This window comes from Halomonas marinisediminis, from assembly GCF_004347715.1.
GTDB lineage: Bacteria > Pseudomonadota > Gammaproteobacteria > Pseudomonadales > Halomonadaceae > Halomonas > Halomonas icarae.
On the sequence record NZ_SLTR01000030.1, the window covers coordinates 1 to 15559 of the forward strand.

The 15559-nt window shown below is 61.5% G+C and carries 11 protein-coding genes; 7 read left to right on the plus strand and 4 right to left on the minus strand.

Annotation, left to right across the window (positions count from 1 at the left end; genetic code table 11):
* Positions 1-375 (plus strand): hypothetical protein (locus E0702_RS19075; protein WP_205741945.1); only part of this gene is annotated, 375 nt, incomplete at its 5' end.
* Between the two features lie 29 nt (positions 376-404).
* Positions 405-1451 carry a pilus assembly PilX family protein gene (locus tag E0702_RS15450; RefSeq protein WP_132045451.1) on the plus strand — a complete coding sequence of 349 codons (1047 nt, stop codon included), beginning with the start codon at positions 405-407 and terminating at the stop codon, positions 1449-1451.
* A 71-nt stretch (positions 1452-1522) separates the two neighbouring features.
* On the opposite strand, the gene E0702_RS15455 is transcribed toward E0702_RS15450, so the two are convergent.
* Complete coding sequence (locus E0702_RS15455) at positions 1523-2059, minus strand: GspH/FimT family pseudopilin (RefSeq protein ID WP_132045454.1); 537 nt, start codon at positions 2057-2059, stop codon at positions 1523-1525.
* Positions 2060-2299: 240 nt separating this feature from the next.
* Between E0702_RS15455 and yghU the strand changes: the two genes are divergently transcribed.
* Both yghU and E0702_RS15465 read left to right on the plus strand, forming a co-directional pair.
* Positions 2300-3181: a glutathione-dependent disulfide-bond oxidoreductase gene (yghU, locus tag E0702_RS15460; protein ID WP_132045456.1), complete on the plus strand. Its 882-nt coding sequence runs from the start codon at positions 2300-2302 to the stop codon at positions 3179-3181.
* Entirely contained in the window at positions 3171-3563 is a 393-nt protein-coding gene (locus E0702_RS15465; RefSeq protein ID WP_240721786.1) for a thioredoxin family protein, read from the plus strand. Before yghU ends, E0702_RS15465 begins: the two co-directional genes overlap by 11 nt.
* A gap of 30 nt (positions 3564-3593) precedes the next feature.
* Here E0702_RS15465 and E0702_RS15470 read toward each other — a convergent pair whose 3' ends face one another.
* Positions 3594-4463, minus strand: a complete 870-nt coding sequence (locus tag E0702_RS15470) for a LysR family transcriptional regulator ArgP (RefSeq protein ID WP_132045458.1) — start codon at positions 4461-4463, stop codon at positions 3594-3596.
* Between the two features lie 126 nt (positions 4464-4589).
* Between E0702_RS15470 and E0702_RS15475 the strand changes: the two genes are divergently transcribed.
* Positions 4590-5222, plus strand: a complete 633-nt coding sequence (locus E0702_RS15475; protein WP_132045460.1) for a LysE/ArgO family amino acid transporter — start codon at positions 4590-4592, stop codon at positions 5220-5222.
* Here the strand turns inward: E0702_RS15475 and E0702_RS15480 are convergent.
* Both E0702_RS15480 and E0702_RS15485 read right to left on the minus strand, forming a co-directional pair.
* On the minus strand, positions 5215-5601 hold the full coding sequence (locus E0702_RS15480) for a septal ring lytic transglycosylase RlpA family protein (RefSeq protein WP_132045462.1): 387 nt from the start codon (positions 5599-5601) through the stop codon (positions 5215-5217). The genes E0702_RS15475 and E0702_RS15480 overlap by 8 nt on opposite strands.
* Before the next feature lie 234 nt (positions 5602-5835).
* Entirely contained in the window at positions 5836-6786 is a 951-nt protein-coding gene (locus E0702_RS15485) for a S66 peptidase family protein (protein ID WP_132045464.1), read from the minus strand.
* 640 nt (positions 6787-7426) lie between these two features.
* Between E0702_RS15485 and E0702_RS15490 the strand changes: the two genes are divergently transcribed.
* Both E0702_RS15490 and E0702_RS15495 read left to right on the plus strand, forming a co-directional pair.
* Positions 7427-9022 carry a ShlB/FhaC/HecB family hemolysin secretion/activation protein gene (locus E0702_RS15490; protein ID WP_132045466.1) on the plus strand — a complete coding sequence of 532 codons (1596 nt, stop codon included), beginning with the start codon at positions 7427-7429 and terminating at the stop codon, positions 9020-9022.
* A gap of 51 nt (positions 9023-9073) precedes the next feature.
* Positions 9074-15559: two-partner secretion domain-containing protein (locus E0702_RS15495; protein ID WP_132045468.1), on the plus strand; the 6486-nt coding region annotated here is incomplete at its 3' end.

A 15559-nucleotide genomic window follows, 5' to 3' on the forward strand; every position in this document is an offset into this window, starting at 1 on the left:
GGTGATGGTGAGACCGGTGATGGTGAGACCGGTGATGGTGAGACCGGTGATGGTGAGACCGGTGAGGGTGAGACCGGTGAGGGTGAGACCGGTGAGGGTGAGACCGGTGAGGGTAATGCTGGTGGAGGATCTGAACCATTAATTTGTTACGATCAAGCTTTTGGAAATAAAATTGGAAAGCATGATTCGTTGGAGTTGGTGTTAGAAGAAGGTAAGGGGGGATGTGCTAAGTCAGGTCAGGGTAATAGTTATACGTATGAATGTATTGTCAGTTGGGCGCCAAATGGTTCAGATGCAGTCGTATCCATTGGATACAAAGAAAAAGGTAAGGAAAAAGTAAGGTACGAGTCTTTTGGTATTTCTTGCGGGCAATAATTCCTTGTCGATTTGGGCGGTAATTTGTTATGAAAAACCAAAAAGGTGCAGCGCTAATAGTTGTTCTTTCGCTGCTAACCGTGTCACTAATGGTCGGCCTGAGCAGCATGCAGTCATCACAGATCGATGAACGATTGGCAGGTAATTATAGGGCGCAGTCCGAAGCGCAAATGAATGCGGAAAGTCTCGCGTCACTAGTTTTTGATGATATATATGGGAGTAGCCCTAGTTTTGGTTATGTAAGTAAATACGTGGTAAAAACAGCCGCTGAAGTTGATGATGCAGCTAGCAGTTGGGAAAATTTTGAGAGTTTTGTTGATAGTAACTCCTCTTCTTGCATGAAGAATAAAACCGGAGGAGCTTGCTGGGTAAAGGTTGACGGGGCTGCGGAGGATTATTTTTTTTATGATGACCATAATATAATTTCTTTTGGTTTGGCGGGTGAAGGGGTGGCCTATGGTCTCCCCGTTGCCGCAGACCTTGATTACAAAGATGTAGGGTATAAAAAGACTGTTACTGATGTGATTGATGAAATTGATAATGAGTTAATAAATATAGTGGAGGACGCTATTTTCACTAGTTCAAATAACAAACAAGCGTTAGATTGGCAGGATAAATTGTTTGTCAATCCAGATTTATTCTCTAGTGCTGACGAGGTTAAGGAGTTTAGAGATGCACTGTATGAGATTTCTCAATCAAGAGAGGATGCGCCGGTAAGTTTCTTTGAGGCTGGTAGTGTAAAGAAGGAGGATATTACCGGGGCTTCGGGTGGGGTGGTCGTCATCGAGGGGGACGACTTTTCTGCTCCGAATAATTCTGACTTTTCGGGGGTTATGGTCGTATTTGGTAATCAGTTTAGGATTACCGGTGGGGGGCAGACGAAATTTGATGGTGCGATTCTACATGTGCCTTACACTTGTGATGAAGGTGGTTGTCAGTATGTGACCCCGGAAGTGGATATTAGAGGAGGAAATGGGAGTTACAATGCAAATTCGGTGAAAGGAGCGTCTGACTCTATCACTTCTGGTAATGATAACGACGCTGAAATCACAGGTATTGAACATTGGTGGCAATAACTGACAGCCACGATGCTTTCATCGTTCAGTAGCCTAGACAGAGCGTTTTGGTTACCAGGTTCGCCACCCGCTCAACACTCGGGCCGCTTCGAATCCACTCGCACGCGCCCCATGATATTGACGATGACCTTGGCACCCTCGTCCCGGCGGCCACAGAGCCGAAACGACCCAAAGTAGCCGCCGGCCCTGCCCAGGGCGCTGTAGCGCACCGGACGATTATCATTGCGATAGGTGAGGGCGGGCAGCCGGCTCTCGCCAAGCGTGCGCAGCAGGGTGTCGCCGGGCTCGCCGCGGCCTTCGAAAATGGCCAGGGTCGCCAGCCACGCCTTGCCATCGGCGTTGTTGCTGATCGCACACTGGCTCATATCCACACTCGGGCATAGCGTAACGGTGCCGCGGCGGGTAATGGCCGCGCTGCGGGTCATCGCCAGCGCACTCTTGAGGCGCATCACCTCGGCGGCAACCTCGTTGCGGGCGGTAAACTGCTGGAAGCTTGGCACCGCCCAGGTGACCATGATGGCGAGCACGGCGATGGCCACGATCAGCTCGATCAGGGTAAAGCCGTGGTGCGAGCGCAGGCCGGCCGATGGTGACGCGATGGGGCGCATGGGGCCCTCCCGGGAGTGATTCCCTGACCCGCAGTGATGCTTTCACCTTAGCCAAGCGCCTTCGGCACGTTGTCGGTCTTTTCCTACCACGCTTGTAAGCGGTTGCCACCACGCTTATGCGTGATTCATGGTGGCTGGCCAGCCCGCCGGCTCGAATTCGAAACCTTAACCCGCTATCGTTTGTCGGAGCCTCACACGCCGTCGCCGATGACCGGCGCGGCTTCGCAACCAGGAGTCAGCATGAGCGAACAGAATCAGTACGTGCCGCCCAAGGTGTGGAAGTGGGAACGAGCCAGCGGAGGCGCCTTCGCCAGCACCAACCGCCCGGTCGCCGGGGCGACCCACGAGAAGGCGCTGCCGGTAGGCGAGCACCCCTTCCAGCTCTACTCCCTGGCCACTCCCAACGGGGTCAAGGTCACGGTGATGTTCGAGGAGCTGCTGGCGCTGGGGCATCGAGACGCCGAGTACGACGCCTGGCTGATCCGCATCGGCGATGGCGACCAGTTCGGCAGTGGCTTCGTCGAGGCGAATCCCAACTCAAAGATCCCGGCGCTGATGGATCACTCCACCACGCCGCCCACCCGGGTGTTTGAATCCGGCTCCATCCTGCTCTACCTGGCGGAGAAGTTCGGTGAGTTTCTGCCGAGCGATCACGTCGCGCGTACCGAGACCCTGAACTGGCTGTTCTGGCAGATGGGCAGCGCCCCCTTCCTGGGCGGCGGCTTCGGGCACTTCTACGCCTATGCGCCGGAGAAGCTCGAGTACCCCATCGACCGCTACGCCATGGAGACCAAGCGCCAGCTCGATGTGCTGGATCGCCACCTGGCCGAGAACCGTTACCTGGCCGGCGACACCTACACCATCGCCGACATGGCCACCTGGCCCTGGTATGGCCAGCTGGTGCTGGGGCGGCTCTATGATGCCGGCGAGTTCCTGCAGGTGCAGGAGTATACCCATGTGGTGCGCTGGGCCCGGGAGATCGACGAGCGCCCGGCGGTGCAGCGTGGCCGCATGGTCAACCGCACCTTCGGCGAGCCGGAGATGCAGCTCCATGAGCGTCACGCGGCCGAGGACTTCGCCACTCGCACCCAGGACAAGCTCGCCGACGGTGATGATGAGTAAGTCGAGCAAGACGAGTAAGCCGAGTGAGAAGGGCGAGCCGAGTGCGCTGCGCCCTGTCTCCTCCCTGGAGGAGCTGGCGGCGCTGGAGGCGGAGTCTCCGGCGCTACTGGTGCTCTATGGCGGCCCGGCCTGTGGGGTGTGTCAGGCGATCAAGCCGCGCATCGAGGCGATGCTGGCCGAGTCGTTTCCCGCCATGCGGGGCGTCTATGTGGATTGCCAGGGCGAGGGGCAGTCGGTGTGTGCCCAGCGCCAGGTGTTCAGCCTGCCGGTGATTCGGCTGTGGTTCGATGGTCGCCCGTTCGACGAGTTCGTGCGCGCCTTTTCGCTGGCGGCACTGCATCGTGCGATCGAGCGCCCCTACTACAAGGGAAATCCGGCCTGAGAGAGTCAGGCCAGGAAAACCCCGCCTGAATCACACCAGAGTGACCGCGCCCAGCGCCTCGCTCAGCCGCTCGATCAGCTGGCCGCTATGGCGCCAGCTGTGCCAGTAGAGCGGCACCTCCAGCGCCTGCCCCGGGGCGATGCTGACCAGCTCGCCGGCCGCCAGCCGTCTCTCCACCTGCATGCGCGGGATCATGCCGTAGCCCATGCCGGCCAGGGCCAGCCTGACGAAGCCCTCCGAAGCGGGGCAGAGGTGGTAGGGAAAGGGGCCGTGGTAGCCGCACTGGGCCAGAAAGCGGTGCTGGAGCTGGTCGTTGGGGCCGAAGACGATGGCCGGCGCCTGGCGAAAGGCCTCGGCGGCAGGGCCCGCCGAAAAATGGCGCTCGCGATAGGCGGGCGTGGCCAGCGGCAGATAGCTCATCCGGCCCAGGGGCAGGGCGCGGGCCCCGGCGATGGGCTGTGGGCTGGCACACAGGCAGGCGGCCACATCGCCGTCGCGCAGGCGGCGCAGGCCGACCTCCTGATCCTCCACCACCAGGTCGAGGACGACCCCCTCCTCCCGACACAGGACTCCGACGGCCTCGGCCCACCAGGTGGCCAGGCTGTCGGCGTTCACCGCGATGCGCAGGCGGGGGGCCTCGCTCTCCAGGGTCGGCAACGCCCGGCTCAGGTCGCGCTCGAGCAGCTGAACGCGCCGGGCATGGTTGAGCAGCTGGCGCCCCACCGGCGTGGGGGCCAGCGTCGGGGTGCGCACCAGCACGGGCTGCCCCAGGCGTATCTCCAGGGTGCGGATGCGCTGGGAGATCGCCGATTGCGAGAGCCCCAGCGCCTCGCCGGCGCGCTCGAAGCCGCCACACTCCACCACGGCCGCCAGGGCCTCCAGCAGCTTGTAATCCAGCATTTCATATATCCGACCAATATTTGGGTCATCATAAGCAGAGCTGATGCGACATTAACAGGATGATTTTTGCGTATGGCTGGCATCGGCTAGGCTGGCCGCCATCGATAACGACATGGGAGCAGGGAGATGCTGGAGAGCTATCTGACCGGGCTGGTGGTTAGCGGCGGGATCATCATGGCGATCGGCGCCCAGAATGCCTATGTGCTGGGGCTGGCGGTGCGTCGTCAGCACCACTGGTGGTCGGCCGGGCTGTGCATGACCAGTGATCTCTTGCTGCTGAGTGCCGGCATGCTCGGCATCAGCGCGCTGCTGCTGGCGGTGCCCCAGGCGATGGAGGTGATGCGCTGGGCCGGGGTGCTGTTTCTTGGCTGGCTGGCTGCCCAGGCCCTGTGGCGTGCCGTCAGCGGGCGCCAGGGGCTGGATGGCGAGGCCCAGGCGCCGCCGGGGCGTCGCCGGGTGATCCTGGCCACCCTGGCGGTGACCCTGCTCAACCCCCAGGTCTACCTGGATACCCTGCTGCTGATTCCGGCGGTGGGGGCGCAGCAAAGCAGCACCGCCGGCTTCCTGGCCGGGGCGGGGTCGGCATCGATCCTGTGGTTCAGCCTGCTGGCCTGGGGAGGGGCGGCGCTGGCGCCCTGGCTGAAACGGCCGGTGGCGTGGCGGGCCATCGACGGAGCCATCGGCGTGATGATGGCCGCCATCGCGATTCAGCTGGCGAGCGGGACGGGCATGCCGGCCGCCATGGCGGGAATCAGTTGACCTGGGTGATGATCACCGGGGCCACGCCGCGGTTGATAAGGCCCAGCTTCCTGGCGGCACGCTTGGAGAGATCGATGATGCGGCCCCTTACGAAGGGGCCGCGATCGTTGATCACGACCGTGACCTCCTGGCCGGTATCCGGGCGCTCTACCACCACCTCGGTGCCGAAGGGCAGGTGGCGATGGGCGGCGGTGAGCCGGTTCTGGTCAAACGGCACGCCGCTGGCCGTGGTGCGGCCCTGGAACTTGTCGGCATAGAAGGAGGCGTATCCCTGCTGAGTCTCGGCGCTGGTGTCATGAGCATTGACGTTGGCAGCAGTGCCGAGGGCCAGCAGGCCTGCCAGGCAGCAGGTCAGCATCAGGCGCGTTCGGGTTCCCATCGGTGTTTCCTCACGGTTCTCGCTGGGCACGTGTGCTTTTTCACGATACCACGTGAGTCAGCACGGTCGGGTGCAGCGCAAGGAGAGCTTCTCGCTGCGGCGCACAAATAATACTCGCCCGCGATGTGTGAGGCAAGGAATCCCGACGATGGGCGCCAATGCCCGCATGATCGCGACAATCTTATATAAAGGCCCTGTTGTAGATAGAAGACACTGGTGCACGCCGCCTGCCGGTCAGCTAGCCACGCTGAGACGCCCCTGGTGGATCTGCCCGCTGGCGCCGTAGCGCCAAGGGCGGTTGTGCACTCCATGGCCCACCGGCAGGCCGTGATAGAGCGGGATGCCCAATGGCGCCAGGGTCGCGGCGAGGATCGCCTCGAGGCATTCATCGCCCCAGGGCGGGCAGTCCTCGAAGGTACCCAGGCAGACGGCGGCGGCCCGGTCCAGGGCGCCGCCATGCACCAGCTGCCACAGGGCCCGCTCCAGGCGATACCAGGGCTCCCCCACATCCTCGAGGATCACCAGCGCCCCGGGCGGTGCCTGGAAGGCGGCGGGCGTGCCCGAGAGGCTTGCCAGGGTGGTGAGGTTGCCGCCGACGAGAGGGCCGCAGAGTGTGGCGGGGGCCTCGCGCCAGGCGGCAACTGGGTAGTCGAGGGCCGTCGTCCCCTGAATCAGCGCCAGGGTCTCGGCGAACTGCTGATGCACTACCCGGCGCTCTTCGTGTCCTGCCTCGTTTGCGGCCTCGCTGGCAGCCTCGCTTTCGGTCTTCCCGTCGTCGGCCGTGTGTTCGGCCTCGAGCAGGCCGCTCGCGGCCTTGACCACCGGGCCGTGGATCGCCGGCAGGCCGTGGCGGTGCCAGTGGTCGAGCAGCACGGTGACATCGGAGTAGCCCACCAGGGGCTTGGGGTTGGCGGCCAGCCGATCCCAGTCGATGCCGTCGAGGAGTTGTGCGGCGCCGTAGCCACCGCGGATCGCCCACACGGCCTGGGTCTCGGGGTCGTCATAGGCGGCATGTAGCTGGGCCAGCCGCCACTCGCGGGAACCGGCCAGGTAGCGACAGGGCCGCTGCAGCGGTTCGGGGCAGCGCACCCTGACACCCAGCGACTCCAGCCCACGAATGCCGCGTGCGATGGCGGCGTCGTCGGTGACCGAGGAGGGGGCAATCAGGCTGATGGCAAGCGACATGGAAAGGGTCCGGCGGCTGGAAAAGCCCTAGAATGGCATGGAGGGCGCGTCGACGCATCTCGTCGCCCCGGCTGGAATCAAGCAAGCTACGTGAAATGAACATGTCGTTACCGCTGTAGTGATGACCTGGTCAGTCTGACGGCTCCATCGACAGGAACGAACTGTTAAGCGCTTCATCAAGTAACTTCTTAATTAAATTAATAAAATACTTTGCTGGGAGCATTGCACTCTCTGGCTGGCTGAGATGGTGGAGCACTGCTGCCGGGTGTAAGCGTAGCTCTGCCGTGGTTCATGTTGGCAAGAGATGCTGGCCGCGTGGAGCGCGGTCATTCGACTGGGAGGCGGCATGCATGGTTCATGCAAGAATGGCCAGCAAATATCTGATTTATAAGTTTTTAATGTAAATTTAGCCGGCCGGCCTGCTGTGATGAGGGCGGGGTCTATGACTAGGTTTCTCAGCCTTTTTTCTGCATGCATCATGCTTTCGTTGAATACCAGAACTACTTAACATTGTAATCGGAGGCTGGTTGGTTTTTACTACCTGTTACCATCTGGAGCATTAGTTTGCCCATCCTTTGCCATGTGCGCCGAGTCACTCGCTGGGTGCCCAGTGCACCGATAAGTAATGTTTAGGAATCATATGAAGAGCAAAGCAATTTGTGCGCGTAACACGGCATTGGCTGTGGTGCTGTGCTGCGGTGGAGCACTGGCTCTCAGTGCAACGACGGTGGCGGAGGCTCAGCAGAGTTCCCAACCGTCTCCCCGCCAAGTGGTGGTTACCGGCTTCAACATTGAGGGAAACCATACCTACGATAGCAGTACGCTGCTGGGGCTTATCGCATCAGAGCTTGGTAAGCCGATGACTCTCAAGCAGATCCGCGAGACGGCGGCACATATCGCCGAGTTCTATCACCGCAACGGCTACCCACTGGTGAAGGTCATCGTGCCGCAGCAGACCTTTGGTAGTGATCGACCAGTGAAGCTGGTCGTGCTGGAGGGGCGACTGGGTAACATCGATGTGAGTGGCAACCAGCGCTATGCCAGCGACCGCGTCCGGGCTGCTCTGGACGAGCCCGGCGTGAAAATCGATGAACCGATAAAGTTGCAGGAAGTGGAGCGCGCGCTCACCCGACTCAACCGGCAGTCAGGCATTACGGCCAGCGCGACGCTGCGCCCCGGGTCCGAACAGGGCTATACCGACCTGGTGGTCGATGTGGAGGAAGCACCGCGAGTGGCCGGTTCCCTGGCGGTGAATAACTATGGCAGCAAGAACACCGGCGAGCACCGCGTAATACCGAGCCTGAAATTCCAGAACCTCTCCGGCCGAGGAGATCAGCTGGACCTGATCGGTATGAAGGCGTTGGGGGACGGGGATGCCTGGTTCGGTTATGTGGATTACATGACCCCGCTGAATGCCGAGGGGACCAGCCTGGAACTCTATGGCTCCACCGGTAACGTCAGCGTTGGGCGAGAATTCAAGGTGCTGGAAATAGAGGGCGACAGTACCAGTCTCGGCCTAGGTCTGCATCAGGACCAAGTGATTTCACCGCGTGATGTGCTTACCTACAGTGCCTGGCTGGAAGGCACCGACCTCAAGCAGTCCATGCTTGATACTACAGTGGTACATGATCAGATACGTAAAGTGCGTCTCGGCGCGGCATGGGATCATTCCGATCTTTCCGGCCGCACCCTGTTTTCCGTGGATGTCCACCAGGGGCTGGGGGAGGCGCTGGGTGGCATGGATAACGATTCCGTCAAGTCGAGTCGTTCTGCTTCCGGTGCCGATAACCAGTTCACCAAAATTACCGCCGACCTGATGCGTATTCAGCGCATAACACCGCGCATTCTGGCCGTACCACGCCTGTACGGGCAGTTTGCGTTCGACTCTCTGGTATCCAGTGAGCAGTTCGCCGTGGGTGGTCTGAATTCCGTGAAGGGCCATCCACCTTCAGTCTATTCCGGCGACAGCGGCATTACTGTCAGCCTCGAAGGTCGTTATGACCTCCTTGCCGATGATCAGCGCTATCAGTTGATCGGCTCCCTCGGACACGGCCGCACTTACATCAAGAGTCCTTTCCTGGATCAGGATGATGAGCAGGACCTTTCCGGAGCCAGCCTGGGACTTCTCGCCAACCCAGTCGAATCCGTTCAGCTGCGTGTGGACTGGGGCATTCCGTTAGGCACCAGGACCGAAGACAGCAGTTACCTCTACGCTCAAGCGCAATACAACTTCTGACCGAGGAGCGGGCTGCGGGTCCGCCACGACGATTTCACGGAGCAACACAGAATGTCGGCGAAAAATAAGCGTAATGTTTCAGTGGCGGTGGCCGTTTCAGCCTTCGGTTTGAGCGGTGCAGTTCATGCTGGTCCCAGCGGCGGTAGCGTAGTGGCCGGCACAGCCACCATTACGCAGGCTGGCTTGCAGACGCTGATTGAGCAGGTTACCGGCAAGGCGGTGATCAACTGGGATGATTTCAGTATCGATGCTGATGAAGTGGTCAAGTTCATTCACGGGAACAGCAACGACATCACTCTCAACCGGGTGACGGGCGACACCGTTTCCCAGGTCAAGGGAGCGCTCACCGCCAACGGCAACATCTTCCTGATCAACCCCAACGGCATCCTGTTCGGTAAAGATGCCACGGTGGACGTGGCCGGTCTGCTGGCCACGACCTTCGATATTGCCGATCAGGACTTCATGAACGGCAAGTTCAACTTCAGCGGCGAGTTGATGAACGGTGCCTCGATCACCAACCAGGGAAAGATCGAGGTCGGCGATGGCGGCTTCGTGTACCTGATTGCGCCGAACGTGGAGAACACCGGCCACATCATTGCCAACGTGGGGCGTGTGGCTCTGGCCAGTGATGGCTCCTACGACATCGACCTCACCGGCAACGGACTGGTGACTTTTTCTGTCACCGACGCCGACCTGAGCGGTGCCGAGGGCAGTATCAGCAATGGCCCCGGCGGCACGATCGAAGCCGGCCATGTGCTGCTGTCCGGCAGCGAGAAAGATGCGGTGCTGTCATCTGTGGTCAACAGCGGCGAGATCAAGGCTGCCACCAGCCTGACGCTGAGTGGTTCCAGCGTGGATAACCAGGCCGGTACACTGGAACTGGACGTCAACTCCGATGGCAGTCCTGGCCAGATTGCACTGGAAAGCGATTCTAGCTCCGGCACCGTCGACTTCCAGGACGACATCCTGAGTACCAGTGGCAACGTGCACGGCACCATCAAGGTGACTAATTCCAGTGGCGGGGTAACGCTGGATAAAGTCGAGGTGAATGGTGATCTTTCCGTGACCGCCGCTGGCTCCATTGACGGCGCCGGCAATAGCGGCGGCGATGCTCGGGCCGATCACCTGAGCCTCTACACCACCGTCGACGGCGCTTCCGTGGGCGGCGAAAACGATCCGTTGCGCTTCGATGCCAACACCTTGAGCGCCAGCACTCAGGGTGGCCACATTGTGGTTAGCGATACTAGCGGTGACCTGACCCTGGATCGTGTTACTACCGGCGATAACAGCGCTGAAGCCGGGCTACGAGCCTTGATCACCGCCGAGGACGGCAACCTGCGCGGCAGCCACGGCACCGAGCCCAACGTGGAAGCCTGGGCCACCAATCTGAAAGCGGATGGCGCCATCGGCGAGAACGGCCAGGCGGTGACCACCGCCGTGGACGTGCTGTCCGCGGCAACCCAGAACGGAGGCATTCATGTAGATGAACAGGATGGCGAGCTGATGCTCGGCAAGGTGGTGGCGGGCGAGCGCGTCAGCCTGGCCGGGAAGACCGTATCTTCCACCGGTATCAGTGGGGCCGACGGTAGCATAACGCTGAGTACCGGCGCCGTGGGCAGCCACGACATCATGATCAGCGCCGACGACAATATCCTGATCGGCGACCAGGTGTCTGCCCCGGATGAACTGTCGATCGTGTCCCGGCAAGGCGGCCTCTACAAGAACGGCGACACCGCGATCATCACTGGGCGATTTATTCATCTGGATGCCGCCGGCCGAATTGGTCAGAGCAGCAGCGCCCTGAAAACTCAGAGCAACGCCATCCGCGCCCGGTCCGGTGGCGACGGCATCTATCTGTTCGAGGACAACGGCCTGACCGCCGATGATATTCGTTCGCTGGGTGAGAACGCCGAAGTGCAACTGGAGGCCAACCTGGGAGATGTAGCTCTGGGTCTGGTGGAAGCCGAGAACGGCGATGTGACTGTAGTCAGCCAGGATGGCAACATCCTTGCCGACGGCCACACACCGATCAACGTTCGCGGCGATCATCTGTCTCTGCATGCCGATGGCGCCATTGGCACCGCCGCACAGGGGCTTTATACCAGGATCGGCAGCCTGACCACGTCCACCGACACCAGCCTGGCGGGCACTTATGTGGACAACAGTGGCGTGTTGTCCAGCCTCGATGTCAGCACACTGGATGGCAACGTCGCGGTCACTGACGATAACGGCAACATTACCTTTAATCGCGTCAACGATCATCTGGCAGTGCAACGTGGCGACGGCCTGGATCTGACCTTTCAGAATGGCGCCGGCAATCTGATCGTGGAAGGCGCCGACTTGTCCGGTCATCAGGTGAACCTGAGCGCCAGTGGCCGCATCGGCGATGACGGCGGTGTGTTCGCCGCTGACGACTTGACCTTGAACGCCGGTGATGACATCGAGTTGGCCACGGACGCAAACACCATCGCGGCTACCACCGCCGACGGCGACATCGTCCTGGATAATCGGGGCGAGGGCACCCTGCTCCTGAATGCGACGGCCGGTGGCGCCAATCGACGTGTCTCGGTTAGCCACCGGGGCGATCTGTCGCTGGGGCAAGTCTCAGGCGATGGACAGGTCCGCCTCATCGCCGAAGGGGGCCTGAACGGTGACGGCGACAGCACCTCTGTCATCGGGGGTGACGTGGAGCTAGATGCGGCTCGCATCGGCGCCGCTGACCAGGCGCTGTCCACCGCTACCACCGGCACGCTGTCGATGCTGTCCGACGGCGATATTTATGTGACCAACGTGGGCGCCTTGAGCCTGCTCGAGGGTGAAGCTGGTGGCGACATTGACTTCAGCCAGGCCGGTGATACCGTGCTCGGCCGGCTGGCCAGCGGCGGCAGTGTTACCTTCTATGCCACCGGCCGGGTAAGCGACGGTAACGGCGACAGCGACAACATCGTCGCCGGTGACCTGAACCTGCAAGCTCAGCAGGTGGGCGCCGCCGACGGCACCGTGGATGCCTTGGAGATCCGCGTCGACGAACTGGTGGTCAACGCCAGCAACGGTGGCATCTACCTGCGCAATCGTAACAACGGTGCCCTGAGCCTGGTCACTGCTCGTGCCGCCGGCGGCGACGTGGACATCGATACCGCCGGCAACATGAATCTGGGCACCGTCACCGCCGCCGGCGGCAACGTCACCCTGACCAGCAGCGACGGCGCCATCAACGACGCCCGTCCTGACGGCGCCAGCGAGGCCAATGTGGTGGCCCGCAAGGTGGACATGCGTGCCCAGCAGGGCATCGGTAATACCGGCCCCATGGTGCTGGACGTGGACCAGATGTCCGTCAGCGGTGGCAACGGTAACGTTAATGCTGCCAGCCCTGGCACAGTGGAAGTGGAAGCAAACAGTCTGGTCGGGAAAGGAGCCAGTGGCGTCACCATCGTCGCTGCCGCGATCACCGTGCTGGACAACAATGGCGGCACTCTGGTCATGGATGGCGGCAAGCTGGTGCTCACCGCCACCAACGGAAACATTGTGTTTCTTAACCAGGACGACACCATCAGCCTGCCCGGTGGTGGCAGCATCACTTTGACTGCCCGCGCAGACACCAGCAACGAGGGTTACAACGGGAGCATCATCGCCGGCAATCTCGTCACTGAGGGCGGTGACATTACCCTGGATGCAGACCGCAACGTGACCCTGGGCATGCTCGATACCGGCGGTACCGGCGACGTCTACGTGATCGCCCGGGACGGTGTGATCCTGGACGGTAATGGCGCCGACCAGAACGTGCGCGGCGACCATGTGACCCTGATCGGCAATACTCCGAGTGAGCGCGACGCGGGAATCGCTCGCGAAACCGCCATTGCCGACTACGCCGGTCGGGCAGCAGAGCTGAGCGCCAAGATACTGCAGCTGAAGACCCTTCAGCAGCAGCTTGAAGCCTACGTCGCCGTGCTCAACTCGGCGATCGTTAACAAAAATATTTCGCAACAGAATCTTAAAAGCGCTCAGCGCACCGTGGACCGGCTCAGCGGTCAGTTGAGTGCCGCTGAGAAAAAACTGAACTCGCTTAATCGTGTGGTGTCGGCCGCTCAGCTGGCGGTGGATGCCATGGCCATGGTGGCAGGTGGTGCGCAGGCGATTCCGTTCAGTGGCGACGGCGGCGCCGATGGTACCTTTCAGGGCCTGAGCCTGGTGCTATCCGCTGCTCAGCTGGCAGTGGACGAATACGACCGCAACACCTTCTCGCCCCTGGCGGACGAGTTGAATGAAGCGATGAACGATCTGGATGTAGCCAAGGGATACTACCAAGACGCGCTTACCAATGTGGCAAGCTGGACCACCATGCGAAACACCACACAGGTGTCTCGCGATATGGCTGATCAATCGGTGTTCAAGGCTACCGTGGCGCGCGATGCAAGCCAGGCATTACGCGCCCAGGCCATCGCCGCTTACGACCAAGATCAGGACATCGCCATGTCCGCCGACAATCCGCTGGGCATTCAGGCCAATCGTCTGGACATGGGCACTACCAGCGGGCGGGCCCTGAACAGCGGCGTCTATCTGAACTCCACCGGAAATCTCGGCCTCGGCAACATCGAGTCCGATGGCGAGATCCGAGTGGCTGATGTGGTCGGCAATATCAGCGTGGTGGGTAACGTGATCAGCCCCTCGCTGATTTCCCTGGATGCCGGTGGCGCCGTGCTCGGCACCGGCGGCACCTGGGTCGACGACGGTTGGGTGCCTGAGGGCATGCTGAAAGCGCCGGCCGTGGCCGTGCGCGCCGAGGATGGCGTCGCCGGCTCGGAGGTTCCCCTCTACACCGAGACCGATGAAATCGCCATCGATGCCGGTACCGGTGATGCCTTCGTGATCAACGGCAACGGCGGCGACGAACTGGTCCTGGGCACCGTCGACGGCCTCAGCGGCCTTACCGCCGCCGGTGACATGGGGCTAATGAACCAGGGCGACCTGCGGCTGAAAACCCAGATCGTTGATACCGATGTGGGCACGGACAGCGAGACTTACCTGATCGCCCAGGGCGGCGCCATCATCGACGACAACGGCGTGGCTCGGAACGTCACCGCCGGCGATCTCTTCTTCCGGGCCGACGGCCAGGTGGAGCTGGATACCCTGGCAGACCGAGTGGTCGAAGGGACTAGCAGCGCCGGCGATATTCTGCTGCGCGAGGGCGACGACCTGACGCTGGTCGACCTGAAATCCGGCAACGGCGATATCGATGTGGATGCCGGCGGTGACCTGACCCTCATGGAGCTGGCTGCTGGTGGAGAGAGCGCCGCCATTCGGCTGGACGCGGATGGTCGCATTGATGATGACCAGGATAATGAGACGGCTATCACCGGCAAGCGTCTCGAGCTGACCGCCGGTGGCAGCATCGGTGCCACCGGTACCAACGAAGTACGTGGCCTCGACACCGCCGTGGACGTGGTCACCGCCAACGCCAAAGGCGAAATCAACCTGCACGACCAGGACGATCTGGACGTGGAGAAGGTCATCACCACCATCGGCAACGTCACCCTCAGCAGTGATGGCGGCAATCTGAGCCTCGGCGAAGTGCGCACCGACGGCGAGGACGCCAACATCACCCTGGTAGCCGACGGCGCCATCGAGGCGCTCAACGAAGCGGATGACACCCCAGAACTGAACGCTGATCAGTTGGCGCTGCGCGCCGGTGCCGGCATCGGCGGCGCCGACCAGTCTCTGCTGATCGAAACCGGCGCCCTCGAAGCGGATGCCGGCCTCGGTGGCCTCTACCTGCGTAATCAGAACCGCGACCTGACCGTGGGTGGCGTGACCCCTAACCTGGGCCAGCCCGGTCTCAGTGGCCTGGATGCCAGCGGCGACCTGCACCTGACCGCGGCCGATGGTGCCATCGTCTACAACGAAGACGTCACCCAGGCCGGCGAGGGCGATATGCGCCTCGACAGCCTCGGTGATCAGACCCTGAACGCCGACCTGGATGCGGTCGGCGACCTGACCATGGGCGCCGGTGGCGCCCTCACTGTCAATTCTCAGTACCTGAGTAGCGGCGGCAACCTGGACGTGGATACAGGCGGCGCCATTATCGCCCAGGCAGGCACTGAAATGCGTGCTGGTGGTTTCGCGGATCTTAATGCCGGTGGCCCGATCTCACTGATGAGTACCACGGTGACCAGCGGCGCGTTCCTGCCTATTGCTCCTCTTGGGGTTTCGGCGCCTCCGGAGAACGTGGATCTGGGCATCACCTCCGTCAGCGGCGATATCCTGATTACCGACAACACCCAGCTGAACGCCGCTGCCGGCAATTTAACGCTTAACGCTGCCACTGGCATTCAACTGGACAGCGCGTCCAGTGGCACCGCCAGCGGTGACGTGACCGCCAACACCACCGCCGGTGATCTGACCATCATCGAGGAAAGCTCCCTGGCCGCCACCGATGGCCAGATGGACCTGGATGCCGGTAACGGTGTGGAGGTCACCGACAGCCGGCTGACCGCAGGCGACGGCATGACCGTCGATGCCGTCGAGGCAGGCATTACCTTG